At 39.3% G+C, this 21,707-nt stretch carries 17 protein-coding genes and 2 tRNA genes; 9 read left to right on the top strand and 10 right to left on the bottom strand.

Features of this window, described 5'->3' with window-relative positions:
* Positions 1 to 55: 55 nt before the first annotated feature.
* Positions 56 to 652, top strand: coding sequence for a DUF4112 domain-containing protein (locus C9E88_RS04930; protein WP_106986436.1), 597 nt, complete (start codon positions 56 to 58; stop codon positions 650 to 652).
* Between the two features lie 82 nt (positions 653 to 734).
* On the opposite strand, the gene htpX is transcribed toward C9E88_RS04930, so the two are convergent.
* Positions 735 to 1,640 (bottom strand): protease HtpX, encoded by a 906-nt coding sequence (htpX, locus tag C9E88_RS04935; protein WP_106986435.1) that lies wholly within the window; start codon positions 1,638 to 1,640, stop codon positions 735 to 737.
* Positions 1,641 to 1,774: 134 nt separating this feature from the next.
* Positions 1,775 to 2,650, bottom strand: coding sequence for a lytic transglycosylase domain-containing protein (locus C9E88_RS04940; protein ID WP_106986434.1), 876 nt, complete (start codon positions 2,648 to 2,650; stop codon positions 1,775 to 1,777).
* Positions 2,651 to 3,151: 501 nt separating this feature from the next.
* Between C9E88_RS04940 and ttcA the strand changes: the two genes are divergently transcribed.
* Positions 3,152 to 4,081, top strand: a complete 930-nt coding sequence (gene ttcA, locus C9E88_RS04950) for a tRNA 2-thiocytidine(32) synthetase TtcA (protein WP_106986433.1) — start codon at positions 3,152 to 3,154, stop codon at positions 4,079 to 4,081.
* A 223-nt stretch (positions 4,082 to 4,304) separates the two neighbouring features.
* Positions 4,305 to 4,688 (top strand): SCP2 sterol-binding domain-containing protein, encoded by a 384-nt coding sequence (locus C9E88_RS04955; RefSeq protein WP_106986432.1) that lies wholly within the window; start codon positions 4,305 to 4,307, stop codon positions 4,686 to 4,688.
* A 96-nt stretch (positions 4,689 to 4,784) separates the two neighbouring features.
* Here C9E88_RS04955 and C9E88_RS04960 read toward each other — a convergent pair whose 3' ends face one another.
* The gene (locus C9E88_RS04960; protein WP_106986431.1) at positions 4,785 to 5,897 is read right to left on the bottom strand and encodes an MltF family protein; all 1,113 of its coding nucleotides are present in this window, start codon (positions 5,895 to 5,897) and stop codon (positions 4,785 to 4,787) included.
* Positions 5,898 to 7,064: 1,167 nt separating this feature from the next.
* Here C9E88_RS04960 and C9E88_RS04965 point away from each other — a divergent pair.
* On the top strand, positions 7,065 to 7,982 hold the full coding sequence (locus tag C9E88_RS04965) for a LysR family transcriptional regulator (protein ID WP_106986430.1): 918 nt from the start codon (positions 7,065 to 7,067) through the stop codon (positions 7,980 to 7,982).
* Positions 7,983 to 8,050: 68 nt separating this feature from the next.
* Here C9E88_RS04965 and greB read toward each other — a convergent pair whose 3' ends face one another.
* A complete protein-coding gene (gene greB / locus C9E88_RS04970; RefSeq protein ID WP_106986429.1) occupies positions 8,051 to 8,530 on the bottom strand; it encodes a transcription elongation factor GreB in 480 nt (159 codons plus the stop codon).
* Positions 8,531 to 8,801: 271 nt separating this feature from the next.
* On the opposite strand from greB, the gene C9E88_RS04975 reads away from it, so the two are divergent.
* The 5 genes from C9E88_RS04975 to epmA all read left to right on the top strand — a co-directional run bounded on the left by C9E88_RS04975 (position 8,802) and on the right by epmA (position 12,581).
* A tRNA-Ser gene (locus tag C9E88_RS04975) sits at positions 8,802 to 8,892 on the top strand.
* A gap of 319 nt (positions 8,893 to 9,211) precedes the next feature.
* A tRNA-Ser gene (locus tag C9E88_RS04980) sits at positions 9,212 to 9,302 on the top strand.
* A gap of 299 nt (positions 9,303 to 9,601) precedes the next feature.
* Positions 9,602 to 10,354, top strand: a complete 753-nt coding sequence (locus tag C9E88_RS04985; RefSeq protein WP_106986428.1) for a class II aldolase/adducin family protein — start codon at positions 9,602 to 9,604, stop codon at positions 10,352 to 10,354.
* Positions 10,355 to 10,539: 185 nt separating this feature from the next.
* Positions 10,540 to 11,607: a 4-phosphoerythronate dehydrogenase gene (locus C9E88_RS04990; protein ID WP_106986427.1), complete on the top strand. Its 1,068-nt coding sequence runs from the start codon at positions 10,540 to 10,542 to the stop codon at positions 11,605 to 11,607.
* Complete coding sequence (epmA, locus tag C9E88_RS04995) at positions 11,604 to 12,581, top strand: EF-P lysine aminoacylase EpmA (protein ID WP_106986426.1); 978 nt, start codon at positions 11,604 to 11,606, stop codon at positions 12,579 to 12,581. The genes C9E88_RS04990 and epmA overlap by 4 nt, the downstream gene beginning before the upstream one ends.
* A 38-nt stretch (positions 12,582 to 12,619) precedes the next feature.
* Here epmA and C9E88_RS05000 read toward each other — a convergent pair whose 3' ends face one another.
* From C9E88_RS05000 to metF, 6 genes are all read right to left on the bottom strand, one after another.
* Complete coding sequence (locus C9E88_RS05000) at positions 12,620 to 13,060, bottom strand: GNAT family N-acetyltransferase (RefSeq protein WP_106986425.1); 441 nt, start codon at positions 13,058 to 13,060, stop codon at positions 12,620 to 12,622.
* A 175-nt stretch (positions 13,061 to 13,235) separates the two neighbouring features.
* A complete protein-coding gene (locus C9E88_RS05005; RefSeq protein WP_106986424.1) occupies positions 13,236 to 14,471 on the bottom strand; it encodes a multifunctional CCA addition/repair protein in 1,236 nt (411 codons plus the stop codon).
* An 81-nt stretch (positions 14,472 to 14,552) separates the two neighbouring features.
* Positions 14,553 to 16,832 (bottom strand): NADP-dependent malic enzyme, encoded by a 2,280-nt coding sequence (locus C9E88_RS05010; RefSeq protein WP_106986423.1) that lies wholly within the window; start codon positions 16,830 to 16,832, stop codon positions 14,553 to 14,555.
* 143 nt (positions 16,833 to 16,975) lie between these two features.
* On the bottom strand, positions 16,976 to 19,840 hold the full coding sequence (locus C9E88_RS05015; RefSeq protein WP_106986422.1) for a putative bifunctional diguanylate cyclase/phosphodiesterase: 2,865 nt from the start codon (positions 19,838 to 19,840) through the stop codon (positions 16,976 to 16,978).
* 158 nt (positions 19,841 to 19,998) lie between these two features.
* Entirely contained in the window at positions 19,999 to 20,724 is a 726-nt protein-coding gene (locus C9E88_RS05020; RefSeq protein ID WP_106986421.1) for a 16S rRNA (uracil(1498)-N(3))-methyltransferase, read from the bottom strand.
* 106 nt (positions 20,725 to 20,830) lie between these two features.
* The gene (gene metF / locus C9E88_RS05025) at positions 20,831 to 21,667 is read right to left on the bottom strand and encodes a methylenetetrahydrofolate reductase [NAD(P)H] (protein WP_106986420.1); all 837 of its coding nucleotides are present in this window, start codon (positions 21,665 to 21,667) and stop codon (positions 20,831 to 20,833) included.
* Between the last annotated feature and the right edge of the window lie 40 nt (positions 21,668 to 21,707).

Consider the following 21,707-nt stretch of genomic DNA (forward strand, 5'->3'; position numbering starts at 1 on the left):
TACTATGGATTTATAACTTATGTTTTGCCTGATTTAATCGCATTTGGACAATACAATGACCGAAAATAAACAGATTAAAAATCTTGAAAAAAAATTGTCAGAGCAAGAGGTGATTCGCTTAGAACGTGACTTGGCTAAATTTGCCAACATGATGGACTCTGTCATAAGGATTCCATTTACCAAGCAAGGCGTAGGTGCGGATGCTGCTTTAAGTACCATTCCAATTGCAGGAGACATCGCAGGTTTTGTTTTGACCTGTTATGCCATTATGAAAGCCAAGCAAATTGGTGTACCACAGCAAAAACTAAACCCTGTGATGAAAATGGCAATGTTAGATGCTGTTGTGGGCTTTATTCCTATTGTAGGAACGGTATTTGATGTTTTTATTCGTCCAAGTCGCAAGGCCTTAGATGTGGTACATACGCATATTCGTGAAGAATATCAAATTCGTAGTGATACACATGTGGTGCATCCTTTCTTGCACGAACAATTAGAACAGAAACAGCAACATTCAGCTTTTTGGCGTAATCCAATTGTGGCGTGGATCTGGATTCATATTCCAGACTTGTTGGGGCTGTTGTTCATTGTATTATTTTTATTTGCGATGTGGATGGGTGGTGTTTGGTTGTGGCAATGGATACAGCATTTTTAAATGTGATGTATTTAAACAACAATACAGACATTAAAAAAGCCTCCGCGAAGGAGGCTTTTTTCATCGAATACTTAAGCTAACATTATGGGCAATCTAATTGCTGTAATGCGGCAACACGTTGTTCGATCGTTGGGTGAGTTTGGAACAAAGCAGCTAAACTAAAACCTTCTTCACGTCCTGCAGAAATCGCAAAAGCTTTCATTTCTTTAGGCATCGCATCTGGCATTTCAGATTCTGCTTGTAAACGTAACAATGCAGAAATCATGGCTTGTTTGCCTGCTAGGCGAGCACCCGCTTCGTCAGCGCGGTATTCACGATAACGCGAGAACCACATCACGATAGATGAAGCAAGAATACCAAACACGATATCCAGCACAATCGTAATCACAAAATAAGCGATACCAGGTGCTTCACCTTCTTCGCGACCAAAGACATTACGGTCAATAAAATCGCCTGCAACACGTGCAAAGAACATCACAAAGGCGTTGACTACACCTTGAACCAAAGCCAAGGTCACCATGTCGCCATTGGCTACGTGGCCAATTTCATGTGCCAATACAGCGCGAAGTTCGTCTTTGTTCATACGTTCTAGCAAACCCGTTGAAACAGCGACAAGTGCGTCGTTTTTGTTCCAACCTGTTGCGAAAGCGTTAGATTGATAAGAGGGGAAAATACCAACTTCAGGCATTTTAATGCCAGCACGTTGCGCAAGTTGAGCAACTTCTTGTAAAAGCCACGCTTCAGCTTGGCTACGCGGTGCGTTCGGGTCGATAATTTCAGTACCAGTGGTTTTTTTCGCCATCCATTTAGACATGAATAGAGAAATTAAAGAACCAACCATACCAAACACAAAACAGATTACCATTAGGTTGCCAAGCTGTAAGCCGCCTGCGCCGTGGTAACTGCCGACACCGAAGAGTGACAAAATAATGCCAGCTACAATCAGTACCGCGAGGTTGGTTAGCAAGAACAAACCAATCCGCATCATTGAGAAAATCCTCGTATTATGGAAAAATAATCTGATCTACAAATCATAATCATTAAGTTCAATATGAGGTGAAAGTCTAATAATTTCAAGAAATAATTAGTAAATCTCTCAGAAAAAAGAAAAATGCTGTCTTTTTAATCTTTAAAATAGATATGTGCAGAGGCAGTCGCATTGGCCGTGGTATAGGAGCCTGGTGCATCAGTAAAGCTATTGCTCGCATTTTGAATTACATGACGCTGATATTTATTACTGGCTTTAAGTTCAGTCGATGTTTCATTTTGCTCATAATTGGCTGAGCTAGCAATGATTTTGCCTGCACCTGAATTTGATGCCGTACTGGTATTGTAATCGCTGATTGTACTTGCGCCGTTTGCATATAAGTTGTTATAGCGACTGGTCACACGGCGTACATAGTCTTGTGTTTCACGAAAAGGTGGCACACCGCCGTACTTTTGCACATTGCCTTCTCCTGCATTATAACCAGCTAAAACTAAAGACGTGTTGCCATTAAAGCGCTTGGTTAACCATGCCAAGTAACGTGCACCTGCCATAATGTTTTGAAATGGATCATAAGCATTTGACACATTAAAGCGTCGAGCTGTTGCTGGCATCAGTTGCATTAGACCTTGGGCACCGACTGGGGAACGGGCATTCACATTAAAGCCAGATTCAGTATGCATGACGGCTTTAATTAAACCTTCAGAAACACCGTGTTGTTGAGCGGCCTGTTTAATAATGTGGTCGAAGGCATTTTTGTTACGGCTATAGCTGGGCAAAACTGAAGATTCGTTTGATCCCCAGTTATTATAAGTGTGGATATTACTGTCTGGATAATAGGTCACTTTCACTTTTGTGAGTGATTTATCTGCACTTTGACGGTTGGTGAGTAGGGTGCTGCCTTGTTTATCTTTATAAATATAAATTTTTCCTGCATGGCTTATTTCAACCATGCCGAAAGACAGTACTGATCCCAAAATGCAAAATGCAAAATTTTTTGATTTATTTTTCATTGTCGTCGTCGAAAAAACTTCTGTCCCCAAACAGTACAAATAGAGTGTAGCAAAAATAAAAGCGATGAAAAGCTTTGATCTGTTTATTTATCGGCTAGTTTGTAAAAAGCAAGTCATTTTGCTGATTCAATAATCAAAAAAAATATTTATTTTTTTTTAATGAGCATAACTTGACACATTTAAGGTATTGATATTTAAGGAATATTAAATTGATCAAAAAATGATCAATCTAAATGAAAGCCTTAAAATAAGGGTGGATCAAGCTGTCAAGCCTTTTAGAATCCACAAAGTTATCCACAGCTTTTGTGGAAAACTGTGGAAAAGTCCAAAAGATAAGCATCTTGGCTAAAAAACAGACGCAAGCGTTCAAATTTACCGCGCTTCGATTACTTGATTATGACTGTATTTTGACAATTTATGGAATTTACATTCTTTTAATGCGGTGAGAGAGCGAATCAGCTAAAATTGCGCGGTTATTTTATTTATGGGTTAATCTCGTCTATGTACTCGCCAGTTGAGTCCGAACAAGGATTTAATTTCAAGCCTGAACTGCCTACCAGCTCAGCTTACTATCGTTTGCTGAAAAAGCTCCGTCGCCAAGTCGGTCATGCGATCCGCGATTTTAAAATGATCGAAGATGGTGACAAGGTTATGGTGTGTATTTCTGGTGGTAAAGACAGTTATACCTTGCTGGATATCTTGCTTCAGTTTAAACGCATTGCGCCAATCAACTTTGATGTGGTTGCAGTTAACCTTGACCAAAAACAGCCAGGTTTCCCTGAAGAAGTACTGCCACGTTATTTAGAAGAAAATAACATTCCGTACTATATCTTGGAAAAAGACACTTATAGCATCACAAAAAAACTTACCCCTGAAGGTAAAACTTATTGTGCTGTGTGTTCTCGTTTACGTCGTGGTTCTTTGTATGGTTTTGCGCAAGAAATTGGTGCAACTAAAGTGGCTTTAGGTCATCATCGTGATGATATCTTGGCGACTTTCTTTTTGAACTTGTTCCATGGCGGTAGCTTAAAAGCGATGCCACCAAAACTTTTATCTTCGGATAAAAAGAATATCTTGATTCGTCCACTGGCTTATGTGGAAGAAAAAGACATTATCAAATATGCTGAAATGCGCAAGTTTCCAATCATTCCATGTAACTTATGTGGCTCGCAAGAAAACTTACAGCGTGCCATATTGAACGATATGCTTCGTAGCTGGGATAAAGAATATCCAAAACGTTTGCACAGCATTTTTGGTGCATTGCAAAATGTATCACCATCACAATTGGCTGACCGAGAATTATTTGATTTCGAAGCGCTAGATAGTGAACGTGAGTTTGACTTCAAAGAGGGTGCATGCTCAACTGAAGAAGCACCAGAAGGCGAAAGCAAACGCATTAACATGGTGAATTTAGGTTTTGTTGCGGACTAAGTTCTAAAGGCATTCAAAAAAGCATCTGAAACTCAGGTGCTTTTTTTATGTATTTGATTTTATTCATTGTTGTATGGTTTTGATTAAAATTGAACGGTGCGTGCAAAATTCTTTAGCTATTTTGCAGGTGATCATGCTATAACAAGCGACAAGCAAAAAATGCTTCTTTTAAAATGCTGTCTGGATAGGCTGCACACACGAACAAAGAGATTGAGGATAGAACATGCCAGCTTTTTTAACTGACGATTGGTTTTCGACTGTAGAAACTCTAACTGCTCAAGCAGGTGACTTAAACTTACCACCAGCTCTGGCAAATCTTGCGATTAATTTGGTTGTTGCAGACGCTTCTGGCAATACTGAATTGTCTTTAGACGGTGGCGCAATTAAAAAAGGCTTATCTGCAAACGCAAAAACAACGCTAAACATGGATGCTGAAACTTTACGTAAAGTATTCCTTGAGTTTGATATGGCTGCAGCTATGCAAGCATTCATGACAGGCAAAATAAAAGTTCAAGGTGACATGTCACAATTGATGGCACTGCAAACTGCAAAGCCTAGCCAAGAACAAAAAGACTTATTCAAAAAAGTACTTGAGCAAACGGCTTAAGACTCATGAGATGAAGTGAATCACTTCAAATCAAAAAAGCTTACCCTTGGGTAAGCTTTTTTTTTCGATCTTTGAGCGAGGCGTATAAAACTAGCTTTAGATATTCACCAATTGCGGTGTGGTCTTAATATGCTCTAAATAGGCACGGATACGTGTGACATATTGTACAGCTTGACGATAACGACCATTGCTGGCTTTGTTACGGTCTAAATAAGTGTAGAGGTTCACCCATTTGTTTGGATTTTTACCCTGAGCTTTAATTTTGCTTTGCAATTGCGAAACTGCACCTGGCCCCATGTTATATGCAACCAATGCATACCAGTTACGGTCAGGCATTGGGATATGTGCATATCGTGCCAGCATTTGATCATAGTACTTCGCACCGCCTTGGATGCTTTGCGCTGGATCTGTGCGATTACTTACACCCATTGCTTTCGCTGTGCTGTTGGTCAGCATCATCAGCCCGCGTACGCCAGTAGGTGATACAGAGTCCGGTTTTAAATATGACTCTTGATAACCAATAGCTGCCAATAAATGCCAGTCAAGATTATATTGCTGTGCAGTTTTCTTAAAGCTTGCCTTATATATAGGCATACGTTTGCTCAGATCCCGTTGGATCGTGTTGAGCGCATCTTGCTTTAAAACATTACGATTATAAAAAGATGCTAATTGCCCAATAGAACCATTTTGCTTTGCACGGCAAATAAAACCACTTGCAGTTTGGCTAAGTGGATCACTGGCGTCTTTAAAAACCCAATTCAGGTTGCTATTTAAGCCATTTTTTTGCAGTGAAACGGTATCGCCACAGCTCGCAGAAAATGAAGTTAAATGCTTAGCTTCAATCGATTGAATGCTACTGGTGGTCATGGCGAAGTTGGCTTGACCTTTAGATACCATTTTTAAAGCGGTTGCATTGTCTGGAACAATTTTAAAATCAAGTTTTACATTGATGCTTTCTGCATAGTTGCGCGCAAGATCATAACCAAAGCCATGTAAGTGCTGGCCATCTTTAAAGGCAGTGCTTACATCTGCAACTGATACGACAATTAGTTTGTTGCTATTTACAACCGAATCATATTGATGGGTTGTCTTACTTGCATTAATACTGTGAAACGGAATTAAGACAGTACTAAATACAAATGCTTTTAAAGGGAGAGAGTTTAAAGAGTTAAGGCAAAGCCTCGACCCAGAAGTTGAACTACTGTGCATGTTGTCTCCGCTACAAGTAATTTATGCCCTAAAAAGTGAAGACAAAAAATGCCTCATACTTTCTCAAGTTTGATAAATTCAATAAGGGTTGGGCAGTCATGAACGTCATTCAGAATGACTAGGAAAAAATGGGAAATATGTAGAATTTCTACACTGATGAAAAAACAAATTCGCTTAAAAGATGTGCGCATAATAAAGAGCAAAAAAATGCTTGTCAAATTTTGTACGAAAATATTTAAAAATTAACAATATAAGTTATTGAAATAAATAAATAAAAAAAATTGCAAAATATGGTGGTACAAGTGTTGTGTTAAAAGTGAGCGAATTGTGTAAATTTTGATACTTGAAAATGAAAGTAAATATGTCAAAAAATCTTATTAAATTGAAAATGTCATTCTTCAAAAAATGACCTGAAACGAGGCTGTTTTGTATCTTAAATGGACTTATTTTATGCGTTAAATAAACTCAGATTTTACGTATATTACAGTGTATTTGATGGTTCAATTTAAACTTTGGAGTATTGGGCTACTTTTAAAAAAAATGCACTAAATATGCAATAAATAACAACGAGATATTGTTGTATGCTTGATTGTAAAAATAGACAAAATTAACTTGTTTTATAGGTGAAAACGATAGTTGTAAATAAGCCATTAACAGTACAACGAGCTTAAGCGATAACTACCGATAAGATTAGGCCATCATGAGAGCTTTAAAAACTGAGATTTTTAAATAAAATTCAGGATGTATATATGAAGAAAAGAGTTGATCTAATGTATGAAATTTATGCAAATTTTAGTGTTCAGCTTGATAAGTAAAAATTGCTGTGCTTTTGCAGGAAATAACAGCCAATCATGTCCCATTTTTCATTGACACTTTTTAGTCATATTTACGATTTTAGCTATTAAAAATTTGATGCCTATATTTGATAGATCCCTGATCCATAAATGTCGCTGTATTAAGGCTAGCCATTTAAAGCATTCTTGATGCTATTTGATTTGCAGAGCAAGTCTGTCGTTGAGAATCTGGATTTGGACGGAATTCCACATATAGGAGGACTGTATTTGAAAGGAAGAAAACTTTGTTTGTGAAGGAATCTAATGATTAAAATTGAAAGATGAAAAATATTCACTTATAGTGTTTGCATTGATTATTACATCTAGATCTCCCATGATTGAACTTCGTCATTTAAAAACGCTGATTGCTTTAAGAGAGCATGGCTCTTTGGTATCAGCAGCCAATGATTTGTGTCTCACACCTTCTGCGATTTCGCATCAACTTAAAGAGCTTGACCATTGGTTTGGTGTTGAGGTGGTTAACCGTCGCAGTCGCCCGGTAAGTTTTTCCAATGTAGGGCAACGTTTATTAAAGTTAGCCGATGAAATTTTACCTCAAGTGCAAATTGCCCAATCGGATATTACGCGTATTGTGCATGGGCAAACGGGTCGAATTACTTTTTCTTCAGAATGTCATAGTTGTTTTGATTGGCTCATGCCTTTGCTTAATCAATATCGCCAGCAGTATCCAGATGTCGATTTAGACTTTGCCTCAGGTTTTGAGGCGAATCCGCATGAACTGTTACAAACAGGGGAGTTTGACTTATTAATTACTGCGGATCCTATTGCACTAAAAGGCATTGAATATTTTCCCATCTTTGAATATGAATCACGTTTAGTTTTGTCGAATACGCATCCCTTAGTTAGAGCGAAAGATATTACGGTACAAGAGCTTGCAGATGAAACATTGGTAACTTACCCCGTCGATAAGCATCGTTTGGATATTATGTCGCGCTTGTTTATACCTGCAAATATTTTGCCGAAGCAAATCCGTACCACAGATTTAACGCAAATGTTAATTCAATTGGTCGCAAGTGGTAGAGGTATTGCTGCTTTACCTGATTGGGTGGTAAATGAATATGAACAAAAAGGCTGGGTGACTTCACGCCGTTTAGATTGTGTGTCAGCAACGGGTTTGCGTCGCACCTTATATGCTGGCTATCGAACTGAAGAGAAAGAAAAAGATTATTTTGAAGGCTTTTTAAAACAGCTAGATAAATTTTCTAAGAAGCGCACCATTTACTATGTATAAAGTAAGCTTAGCTTTACCTACAAATACATACACAGTGTTTGGGGTTTAATGGCAATCTTGAATTGAGATTAGGCTGGTACATCATATTGAATTTGAATGATATACCAGCTTTTTTTACCATTCGGTGTTTGTACTTGTATTTCATCATCGATGGATTTGCCTAAGCAGGCTTTGGCTACAGGAGATTGCAAAGAGATATAATCTTTACGCCCATATATTTCTTCATCACCGACAATACGAAATTTAATGCGTTCAGCATCATCATTTTCGAGTTCAACCCACGCGCCAAAATATGCTTTACCAGCTTGCTCTGGGCTGTATTCGACTTTATGTGCCACTTCAAACAGCTTGGTTAAAAAGCGAATACGACGGTCAATTTCACGTAGCTTTCTTTTGTTGTAGTGGTAGTCAGCATTTTCTGAGCGATCGCCAAGACTGGCAGCCCAAGACACAATTTTGGTGATTTCAGGACGTTCCTTACGAACCAAATCGTTTAACTCATCTTGTAGTCGTTGATAACCTTCAGCTGTGAGTAGTTTTCGATTCAAAAGATTTGTCTCCAATTTGTGTGATAAACGATGCCGTAGTAAGAATGAGCTGTTATCGGCTTGCTACTATCATAGGGCGCTGAAGCTGAATATCAAGCGCTTTGATTTGAAAGATCTTATTCGATTCAGCACGGAGTTTTTGCTGATCGTTTCCTCACAAGCGATATGTACAGTTGTGGAATGAGTATTTTGTTTTTATTTTGAGCACTCAAACCGAAATTGTTGAAAAATAATTGCCAAGCACTCATTTTATTTATATGATGCGCAACATGGAAGCGTGGCAGAGCGGTTTAATGCACCGGTCTTGAAAACCGACGAGGGCTTATACCCCTCCGTGAGTTCGAATCTCACCGCTTCCGCCAAATTCAAAAAACCCAATCGAAAGATTGGGTTTTTTTATACTTGGAATTTTATTTGTTGTTGATAGCAAAGTCGTCTTAAAATGCTCACGCTAAGATGACGTCTATTTCTAAGGCAAAATCCACGCTTGTATTTTGTTTTATAAAGACGCTAACGATCTAGAACACAATGCTGAGTAAGACATTTAAATGTACATGAATGCCTAAAAAACATGTCGCTCTCGTTGAATTGAATAAAAAATAATTAAACAGTGCTAAATTACTATGAAATATCTGAAAAATATTTGCCATTCTGAAAGAATATTTATATGATAGCGCCCATGGAAGCGTGGCAGAGCGGTTTAATGCACCGGTCTTGAAAACCGACGAGGGCTTATACCCCTCCGTGAGTTCGAATCTCACCGCTTCCGCCAAATTCAAAAAAGCCCTTGTGAAAACAAGGGCTTTTTTTTTGTGTCTCATTTAGGCCAATATCCATTCATGAGCCGAAAGAATAGATAGACTTGATACAAATAAACATTCTACTATTGAAGTACTTTGCTTAAGTCCAACATTAAATGCGATAAAAGCATAGTAACCATAAATCTGTATGAAATAGACTGTAGTCTGAAACAAGAGATTCGTGGTAGCACTATGATAAAATTGCTAAGAATAATTCATACGAATAATCAAATAAAAAGTCGCTGAGTTATCAAATAATAAGGAGTGAGAAATGGATAAACCACTAGAAATTGATGAACAGGAATGGCAAGCACGTTGTCAGCTGGCGGCCTTATATCGTTTGATTGCTTATTATAAAATGACTGACTTAATTGATACGCACATTAGTTTACGTTTAGCACATCAGCCTGAATATTTTTTAATTAATAAATATGGCGTTACCTTTGATCGTATGCGCGCTTCAGATTTGGTCAAAATTGATCATGAAGGGAACATCGTCGCACATTATGATGAAGGTAAAATGGTTAATGTTGCAGGTTTTGTAATTCATTCCGCCTTACATCATGCGCGGGCAGATATAAACTGTGTAATACATACCCATACTGCGGATGGTATTGCGGTTTCAGCACAGACACAAGGCCTATTACCTTTATCACAACATGCGCTGAAGTTTTATCAAAATATTGCTTATCATGAATATGAAGGGATTGCTTTTTCGACTGAAGAGCGGGTACGTTTGGTGAAAGACATGGCCCATTATCGGTGCATGATTTTACGTAATCACGGGTTGCTGGCAACAGGTGATACGGTTGCACGAGCCTTTCATGAAATTTACTTTTTAGAACGTGCATGCCAAATTCAGATTAAAGCCTTGAGCAGTTCATCATTGCATTATCCTAGTCCAGAAGTGCGTGAACACACACTCAAACAATTTGAAAGTCCACAGGCAGAGCCTATTATTAGGGTGGCCTGGAATGCCGCATTGTCATTAATTGAAGATCAAAAAGCGGATTATTGCCAATAGTTTGACGAAGCATTGCCCAATCAAAAAATCGACATGGTTTTAGCTTTATATAAAGCTAAGGCAGAGTACGAATTGAATAAGATGTGGCTTATTTTATCTTAGTAGGTCTGGGCGTGAGGGAAGAGAGAATAGTCAGCGTCTAGCCAAAGCGTTATCATAGTGCCATTACAGTAGTGGAATGTATTATGAAAATTGTTGCAGATGAAAATCTGGCATATACCGAATATTTCTTTGCAGAATTTGGTGAAATACAACAAAAAGCAGGTCGCACTTTAACGGCAACTGATGTGCAAGATGCGGATGCACTTTTGGTTCGTTCTGTAACGAAAGTAAATACAACGCTTATTGCTGGATCATCATTAAAATTTGTGGGTAGTGCAACGATTGGAACAGATCATTTAGATATCGCTGCAATTGAGCAACAAGGCATGACATGGTCAAATGCGGCAGGTTGTAATGCGCAAGCTGTTGCAGAATATGTCATTACTGCTTTATTAAAATTAAAACCTGAATTATTAGACGCTGGCGATGCTTTTACTTTGGGTGTTGTTGGTTTGGGTAATGTCGGTTCACGTTTGGCGACAATGGCACAGCTATTGGGTTGGAATGTGATTGGCTACGATCCTTTTGTGCAACGCGATCATGTCAAGCAAGTAGAATTTGCAGAACTATTAAAAACTGCCGATGCGATTTCAACACATGTGCCGTTGACCAAAAATGTTCAGCATTCGACTTATCACTTAATCGATGCATCTGCATTGTCGCAAATGAAAAAAGATGCAATTTTGATTAACTCTGCACGTGGGCCAGTGGTTGCAGAAGCGGATTTAATTACAGATATTCAAAAAAATCAGCGTCAAGTCGTGCTTGATGTATTTGAACATGAGCCAGAAATTTCAGAAGAATTGCTTAACTTAATCACTTTGGTTACACCTCATATTGCGGGTTATAGCTTAGAAGGCAAAGCACGTGGCACACAAATGATCTATGAGGCTTTTTGCAAAACCTTTCATTATGTTGCAAGCAAACAATTTGAAACGCAATTACCCACTTGCGAAGCACTATTCGTTAATCAGACACTAAAAGAAGCGCTAAAAAATCATCTGACAGAAATTTATGATATTGCTCGTGATGATGCAAATCTGCGTGCCTGTCTGGCGGATGGTAAGGTAGATCAAAAAGCTTTTGACTATTTACGTAAAACCTATCCGCTTCGTCGTGAATGGGCTGCGCATGGAGGGCCTAAAGCATGAGTCATGTACATTATCAACCGACTTGTGATTTAGAAGCGATGCGTGCGCGTGCAAAAATGTATGCACAGTTACGTCAGTTTTTTGCATCACGTGATGTATTGGAAGTGGAAACGCCAGTCTTATCTCAAGCAGGGGTAACGGATGTGCATTTGGCTTCAGTACAAGCCCAGCGTCATGTTTTAGGTAAAAAGGCCACGCATTATTTACAAACTTCGCCTGAGTTTGCTATGAAGCGTTTATTGGCGCATGGTAGCGGACCCATTTATCAAATTTGCAAAGTATTCCGTGATGATGAGCATGGTCGTAAACATAATAGTGAATTTACCATGTTGGAATGGTATCGACCTGCATTTTCACTGAAAGATTTAATGTTAGAGGTTACCGACTTATTAAATGTTGTTTTAGCACATCGCTTTGGTGAAGTTAGACCCACCATTTATAGTTATAAACACGCATTTATGGATCGTTTGGATTTGAACCCACTTAAGGCAACGCTACAAGAGCTGAAAGATGCTTGTCGCCGTGTGGGCTTAAATTTAGATTTAGGCGACGACCGTTTAGCCTATATCGATTTATTGTTTTCACACATGGTAGAACCGAGTTTAGGGTTTGATACCCCCGTATTTTTAACGGACTTTCCACCTGAAATGGCATCACTAGCAAAAACGCGTATTGATGAAGACGGTGAGTTGGTGGCGGCACGCTTTGAACTGTATATCGAAGGTTTAGAATTGGCCAATGCCTATGATGAACTGATTGATGCAGATGTGCTTCGTAGTCGTTTTGAGGCGGATAATGCGGAACGTGAAAAGCTTGGTTTGCATATCATGCCGATTGATGAGTATTTGCTAGCTGCCTTACCCAATATGCCCGAATGTTCAGGGATCGCTTTAGGCATTGATCGCTTGCTAATGGTGGTGCAAAATCAAATGAAATTGGAAAAAGTCATTACTTTCACCGCTGATATTTCATAAGATCTATTCAATGATAGGCTGATGATTAAATCAGCCGATCATTTTAAGTATTTCGTAAAGCCCAAACTATAGGCTTCAAATCCTAAGCTTTTATAAAAAACATGGGCTGGATACCGTTCGGGACGATTGCCACTATTAAGTAAAATACGTTTTAAACCTTGTTTGATCGCTATTTTCTCAATAGCCTGCATCAGTGTTCTACCTAAGCCAAGACTTCTATACTGCTCATCAATGACAAAAGCTCGAATTCGAAAAAAACCATCCTCAAATTCCCAGCTGTATTGTTTGATCAATCCTGCATAGCCAATGACTTGTGCATTAGATTCGATAACCAATGTTTGATAATGCGGATCTAAATGAATGAGTTGCCAATGCTTTTGAATGCGTTCAAGCTTAATTTGATAACCGAGTTGGTAGGTAAGACGATGAATATCTTTGAGATCAGTATCTAATTGAAGTGGGCGAATATAGGCATGCATGTAGCAACTGCTCCATTGTTTAGTTAGAGCATAAATGTTTTATTGGTAGATTGATGGTAAAGATTGTTGCAAAAAAGATGAACATTAACGCTGTTATTATTATTTTTACATCTTTATTACTGTTTCGCCAAAAATAAAAAAGCTCCCAAAGAAGCTTTTTTATTTCAGAATGTGCTTAATCAGCAAGAGCAGTGTATTTAGCTTTTAAAACGCCAAGTGCTGCAATTCGGCGCTCAATCAGCATTTCTCCAATATCTGGTCCCTGAATCTCAGGCGGCAAATCCTGTGCTTTAATATTACGCACCACTTGCATAGCATCCAAAACATAGCGTGATTGAGGGTAGTCACGGTCTTCTAAGCCTAAACGGCCTCTAGAATCACATTCACAAGCTTGTACAAAGGCTTCAACACGTTCTGGGCGACGTAATACATCTAAACGTTGTAATAGGCGCCATAAAGTACCCGGTTTTAGGGTAAGTGCTTGGTGGCACTTTAAATGCTCCTTACATACAGCAATTGCTAACTGCATGGTATTTGTTGGAACTTTTAAACGATCACAAACATCAGATACAGGTTTAACACCACGTTCCTCATGCATAATATGGCGTGGCCATTCTTCTGCAGGTGTGAGTGCTTTACCAAGGTCATGAACCAATACTGCAAATCGTACATCAAGGGAATAGCCAGCACGGCAAGCTTGATATAATGACATCATGGTATGAATGCCACAGTCAATTTCAGGGTGGTACTCGGGGCGCTGAGGAATACCGTAGAGTGCATCTAATTCAGGGAATAAGACTTTTAATGCACCGCAACTTCTGAGTACTTCAAAGTATTCATCGGCATGATTTTCCATTAGTGCACGAGATGTTTCCTTCCATACACGTTCAGACGTTAACGCATTTAACTCACCAGAAGTGACCAATTGACGCATTAACTCAAGTGTTTCATCTGCTACACGAAAACCGAGTGCTTTATAACGGGCTGCAAAACGCGCAATACGTAATACACGTAGCGGATCTTCCGCAAATGCATCGGATACATGGCGTAATAGGCGCAATTGTAAATCACGTTGACCGCCGTATGGGTCGTAGATATTTCCATCCTGATCTTTTGCAATTGCATTGATCGTCAGGTCACGACGAATTAAATCCTGCTCCAATGTTACGCTGACATCGGTATAAAACTCGAAGCCATGATAGCCATGTCCGGATTTACGTTCTGTACGCGCTAAGGCGTACTCATCTTTGGTCTCTGGATGAAGGAAAACGGGGAAATCTTTACCCACAGGTTGATAGCCTTGGGCAAGCATGTGTTCCGGCGTCGCGCCGACCACTACATAATCTTTTTCGTGATAGGGGTGTCCAAGCAATTGATCTCGAACTGCACCGCCCACTAAATAAACTTGCATGAAAAAACCTCTATTCTTGCAGTCATCATGCTACAGAATAGAGGTTTTCTCAAGTCAGAACTGTGGATTCAGTGAACTAAATCACAGTGCATTTTTTTCGTTTTCTTGAATTTCAGCAACTGTAAGTGCTGTCATATTCACTAAACGACGTGTTGTCGCTGTTGGTGTCAAAATATGAACAGGCTTCGCTGCACCAAGCAAGATCGGGCCAATGGTGACATTGTTACCTGATGTTGATTTCAACAAGTTAAACGAGATGTTGGCTGCATCTAAGTTCGGCATAATCAATAAATTTGCAGAACCTTTGAAGCGTGAATTCGGGAATGCAAAATGACGAATATTTTCGTCTAATGCCGCATCGGCATGCATTTCGCCTTCAACTTCTAGTTCAGGTGCAATTTCAGTTAAAATTTCGAATACTTTACGCATTTTTTGTGCACTTGGATCATTTTGATCTGAACCAAAGCTTGAGTGCGAAAGTAAAGCAACACGTGGTGTGATACCAAAACGACGTACTTCTTCAGCAGCTAAAATGGTCATCTCAGCCAGCTGTTCAGCCGTTGGATTAGTATTTACGTAGGTGTCGGCAATAAATAAATTGCGATCTTCAAGCATCAATGCATTGAGGGTGAAGAATGTGCTACGACCTTCTTTTAAACCAATCACATTTTTTACGAAGTCAAGGTGAATGTCATAGCTTGAATAGGTACCACAAAGCATACCGTCTGCTAAACCATGACGAACCAGCATTGCTGCAATGAGCGTAGAACGACGACGAGACTCACGTTGCGCGTATTCAGGTGTTACGCCTTTACGTGCCATAAGCTCATAATAGTCATCAGCAAATTGTTCATAGTGCGGGTTTTTCTCTTGATCTACGATTTCAATGTTGAAACCATTTTCAAGGCGTAAACCAAGCTTTTTAATATTTGCTTCAATCACAGCAGGGCGACCCACCAAGATTGGTTTAGCCATACCTTCATCTACAGCAATTTGAACCGCACGAAGTACACGAAGGTCTTCACCTTCAGCGTATGCAATGCGCTTCGGATCTGTTTTTGCTTGCGCAAAAATAGGTTTCATCATGAATGCTGAGTTATAAACAAACTCAGACAAACGTTGACGGTAGTGAGCAAAGTCTTGAATTGGGCGAGTTGCAACACCTGAGTCCATTGCAGCTTGTGCAATTGCTGGTGCAATTTCCAAAATCAAACGTTGATCTAATGGGCGTGGAATAAGGTAATCACGACCAAATGATGCAGATTTTTCACCATAAGATGCAGCATCTGCTTCTACATGTGCCATACGCGCAATCGCGTGTACACATGCAATTTTCATTTCTTCGTTAATGGTGGTTGCGCCAACATCCAATGCACCACGGAAAATATATGGGAAGCAAAGGGCGTTGTTTACTTGGTTTGGATAGTCCGAGCGGCCTGTAGCCATAATCACATCTGGACGTGCAGCGTGGGCATGTTCAGGTAAAATTTCTGGATCTGGGTTAGCCAAAGCGAAGATGATCGGGTTGTCCGCCATCTCTTTAACCATATCTTGAGTCAAGATACCAGCAGCAGAAAGGCCAAGGAACATATCTGCACCCGCCATAACATCGGCAAGTTGTGTACCTTCAATATCTTGTACGTATGCTTTTTTAGAATCATCAAGGCCTTGACGTTGCGTAGTTAATAAACCACGTGAGTCAGCCACAATGATGTTTTCTTTTTTTGCACCTAAGGCACAAAGCAAGTTAAGACAAGATAGAGCAGCAGCACCTGCACCTGAAGCGACAATTTTGAGTTCTTCAATTTTTTTGCCATTCAGTTGTAGGGCATTTAACAGCGCTGAACCAACAATAATTGATGTACCGTGTTGATCGTCATGGAATACAGGAATATTCATGCGTTCACGGAGTTTTTGCTCAATATAGAAACATTCTGGTGCCTTGATGTCTTCAAGGTTAATACCACCAAAAGTTGGTTCTAATGCTGCAACAATATCAACAATTTTGTCTGGATCATTTTCAGCAATTTCGATGTCAAATACGTCAACACCAGCGAATTTTTTGAATAATACGCCTTTACCTTCCATCACAGGTTTAGAAGCTAAAGGACCAATATTACCTAAGCCAAGAACGGCAGTACCATTCGTTACTACGGCAACCAAGTTACCACGTGCAGTATACAGTGCAGCTTTAGATGGGTCTTTTTCAATTTCTAAACATGGTGCAGCGACACCTGGAGAGTAAGCAAGCGCTAAATCATGTTGGTTAACAAGCTGTTTGCTTGGTGTTACGCTAATTTTACCTGGCGTTGGAAACTCATGATAATACAATGCCTGCTGTTTTAAAGATTGATCGTCCATCTGTATCTCGATTGTTTTAAGTTGCCCAGAAAACGGGAGTTTAATAGCTATTAATCAACTGAATATATCACTTGTTAGACAGTTGGGACAGACTCAGCGTGTCATTTTTTGAATCCTGAACTGTCACATTTTTTTGTCTTATATTAAGTAGCTATAAGTGAGGCACAGGTATTTTGTTCTAAATATTCGGTTGCTTCTTGTTCTGGTAGCGGCTTAGAAAATAGGTAACCTTGTGCAATATCACAATCGAGGTCTTGTAAGTATTGAAGTTGCTGTTCGGTTTCAATCCCTTCAGCAACGACGGTCATTCCCATGGCTTTGCCCATTGCAATCATGGCACTCACAATGGCGGCTTGTTTGTTTTGCCCAATTTTAGATACGAAACTGCGGTCAATTTTTAATATATCAATTGGAAAATCAGCAAGATAGGAGAGTGAAGAATAACCAGTTCCAAAATCATCGAGTGAAATATTAATATTACGTAGCTTAATTTCGTTCAGTTGATTTTTAACATCCTCGGAATTTTCTAACAGTGAAGATTCGGTAATTTCAAGTTCTAAATCTTGGCCTTCAATTTGGTTGAGGCTCATTGCATCGTCTAAAACTTCGAGCAATTGTCCGCGTCTGAGTTGCTGTGCAACAATATTCACTGAGACGCAAATATTATTAAAGCCCATGTCTTTCCATTGGCGGATTTGTTTGGCAGTTTGTTGTATTACGATACGACCAATGTCTGATATTAGGCTAGTTTGCTCTGCAAGTGGAATAAAAAGATTAGGTGGAATAATTCCCTTTTCAGCATGATTCCAGCGTACTAGTGCTTCAAAACCACATACATTTTTATCTCTAAAGTTGATTTTAGGCTGGTAATAAACCATTAATTCGTTGTTTTGAATGGCTTTGCGTAAGTCACGTTCGAGGAATATACCTTGCTCTAAAAGGGCTGTATTTTCTTTCGAATAATAACGAATCGTGTTGCCACCTAGTGTTTTAGCTTCGGTGAGGGCTTGCTCGGCACAATTGTTTAAATAATCCAATTGGCGTCCATGCTCTGGGTAGAAAGCAACGCCCATAGAGATGGTAATTAAATGATCTTGTTTGGCAATATTAAATGGCAAGCCAAATGCTTTGTTAATACGTGCACATTGATCGTGTACCGAAGGGCATAAGTGGGACACTTCATACACAATGGCAAAGTCATCACCATTTAAATGCGCCATGAATAGTGCTTCTGGGTTGGTCAAACGCAAACGCTGAGCAACTTGGCGTAGTAATTCATCACCACCGTTATGGTTTAAATATTCGTTGAGTGGGCGGAAGCGATCGATATTGAGGCGAATAATGGCAAATTGTGAGTCACGCTGTGTTACCAAAAGTTTATGTAATTGATAGTTGTAGTAAAAACGATTAGGTAAATCTGTCAGCGTGTCATAATTTTCTAAATAAGATAAACGTTGCTCTTGGAGTTTACGTTCAGTTAAGTCAGACACAATACCAATATAGTGCGTGACTTTATGGTCTTCATCAGTGATGGCATTAATGTGCATCCACAAGGTAAGTTCTTTGCCAGAGAGGAATTTTTCATTTAATTCGCCATCAAACTCATTCATATTCATGAGTTGTTTAATCACACTGTAGTGGGCACTACGTTGTTGTGACTTGTAATTCGCTGTGATGTCAAATAGGTGTTTACCTAAAATTTGGTTGCTACTAAAGCCTGTTAACTTTTCATAATAAGGATTGACGTCGATATAACAGAGCTCTTCGTCGAGTATAAAAATGCCTTCAGCAGCTTGTTGTAATACACTGGTGGCTAATTTAATTCGCTCTTGTGACATTTTTTCTTTTTGAATATCACGACGAATGCCTACCATGCGGATGGCTTTTTTTGTATTTGGATCACGTTCAACCACACGACCAATGTCATGTACCCAAGTCCACTTGCCCTCTGAGTTTTGAATACGGTAGTTGGCTTCGTAACGTTCACTTTCACCGCGTAAATGCAGTTTTAAGGTTAGTTTTAATTGTTCTGCATCATCAGGATGAATTTGGTGTTGTAATTGTTCAAGGTGCTGTTTTGAATCACGGACTTGTTTTTCATATAAGTGGTTGGTGATCCGAATTTTACGATCTTTAATGTTCCAATCCCAAGGTCTAAGGCCTGCAATTTCGTGTGCTAATACTAAGTTTTCTTGTTGATTTTCTAAGTCTTTGTTCATTTGCTCAATATCATAGGTACGTTCACGTACTTTTTGCTCGAGCAGTTGGTTGTTCAGCTGTAGTTGTAGTTCAATATCTTTAGAGTGGTTTATTTCATCTTGAAGCTGTTTGCATAAATCATCTGTCCACGTGACTTGTTGTGCAGCATCTTTCATTAAGAGTTGATTGCGTGCATACGTGGTACTCAGGCGCAGGTTAATTCGATATGACGTTGTTGCACATAATAAAATAACAATAAGTGCAAAATTCAGAGCCAGACTAAAAAGGGGGTTGGTGTCGTGTTGAATAAAATATTGTGAAAATAAAAATGGAATGATCGAAGGCAAAAAAGTGAGACAAAAATAATTTAACTTTTGGGTTAAGTAGGTCAGGCTAAAGCTTTGAGTCACGATCAATAATAATGCTGAAAGTGTTAGCGCATGAATTTCTTCAAAATCTGGATTGATGGTTGGGAGGTAGTTGTAAAGGATATAAATTCCTATAGCTACCAAGCAACCTACGGTAAAACACTGAATTTGTAGCCAGCGATGGGCGTGATTTAAATTATAAAGCCCAGGTTTAAAATGCGCTGTACTTACAAGCCAAAACAGGCAAACGATAATTTCTGTTGTAAAAAACCATGTATAAAAATAAGGTGCAGGCGTTGAACTAAAAAATTTGTAAATACAGAAAATATAGAGACAAACAACGAGAATACTGGTTAGAAAATAACGGCTTAAACGAATTGTATTTGCAATTTGGGCGGCATGATTATGCTCCCGAATATATTCATATTGATCTTCTATCATGAATATCAATGCCTTATTTCAATGTAATAATTAAGTCAATTTTTATTGGCCTAGCTGTAAACAGCTCGAAATCCTTTCAAGGCCATACATTTTATCTAAATAAGGGTAATTGCCAGAAGCACAAAAATCAATCAATATGTATACATAAATATAAAAAATCAGATGAAATTATTGATTATTCGATAATTAAGTATAGAAAGTGCAACAACTGGGGCGGTTTCTGTACGTAAAACACGTTCACCTATGCACCAATTGATAAAGCCAGCTTGGTTAGCACTTTCAATTTCTGCTTCACTTAAACCACCCTCTGGGCCAATGAGCAATGCGATATTTGGCGTTGCATTGGCTAAGACGTCTGTTTGGTCCTTGTTTGGAGCAAGTACGAGTTTAGTGACTGGTAATTTAGAAGCAAGCCATTTGTCTAAACTAATGGGTGCAAGGATTTTTGGAACCACATTCAAACCGCATTGTTCACAGGCTGCAATCGCAATACCTTGCCAATGATCTAATTTTTTTTGGTCGCGGTCATACTTCAAACGCATTTCACAGCGTTCAGAAGTGAGCAATTGAATTTCAGAAACACCGAGTTCAACCGCTTTTTGAATCGCATAATCCATGCGATCGCCTTTACTCATGACTTGGCCAAGTAAGGCTGTAAAAGCAGGGGTACGGTTGGCAGGATTAAAAGCTGTTACAGCAACAGATGCTGATTTTTTAGCAACGTCCGTTAATGTCACTTCGTATTCGCCACCTTGGCCATTAAAGAATGTGGCAGTTTCACCTGTTTGCGCGCGTAGCACTTTAACCCAGTGATGAAATACTGTTTCAGTCAGTTCGACAGTGGTATCAACATTTAGGTCTGCTTCAATAAAAAAACGAGGCATTTGGCTTTACTCTCAAAAGGTGAAATAAAAAGACTTCTGAATTACGGCTTATAACTATCTCAGTAAAGAAATAGGAAATTTTGTAAGGCTCAGAAGTCTAAAATACTTAAGCCAGACCTAAGTCTTGCACAAGCTGGCGAGTTGGATCAGTGGTGTTCATGGTGTAGAAGTGCAGGCTTGGTGCACCACCTACAATTAGGCGTTCGCAAAGTTTTACAATCACTTCATGACCAAAGGCTTTGATTGAATCAGTATCGTCGCCATAAGTTGCCAATTGCTTACGAATCCAGCGAGGAATTTCAGCACCTGTACCATCAGCGAAGCGAATGAGGTTGCTTGCATTGGTAATAGGCATAATGCCTGGTGCTACAGGAATGTTCACGCCTTCTTTTTGAATGCGTTCTACGAAGTAGAAGTATGCATCTGGATTAAAGAAGAACTGTGTCAATGCTGCATTTGCGCCTGCATTGGCTTTATCACAGAAACGTTTGATGTCTAAATCAAAGCTGTCTGCCTGCGGGTGCATTTCTGGGTACGCTGCCACTTCAATTTTGAAATGATCACCTGAATGTTCACGAATGAAACGTACAAGATCAGTTGCATAAGGCAATTCGCCTAAGCCAACTTGGCCTGAAGGTAAGTCACCACGAAGTGCAACAATACGGTCAATGCCTTGTGATTTGTACAAATCTAGAAGTTCTGCAATACGTTCTTTGCTGTCACCAATACAAGAAAGGTGAGGAGCAACAGGTGTACCTTTGCCATTAAAATCGGCAAGGGTAGACAGTGTACGTTCACGCGTAGAACCGCCTGCACCATAGGTTACAGAGAAAAACTCAGGATTTAATAATTGAAGTTCTTGGTGAACAACTTTAAGTTTTTCCGCGCCAGCATCAGTTTTGGTCGGGAAGAACTCAAAGGAAATAGGAATCTGTTTTGACATGTTCAAATCCTTTTTTATAAATACTGTTTGTTTATTATTG

This window comes from Acinetobacter cumulans (assembly GCF_003024525.3).
GTDB lineage: Bacteria > Pseudomonadota > Gammaproteobacteria > Pseudomonadales > Moraxellaceae > Acinetobacter > Acinetobacter cumulans.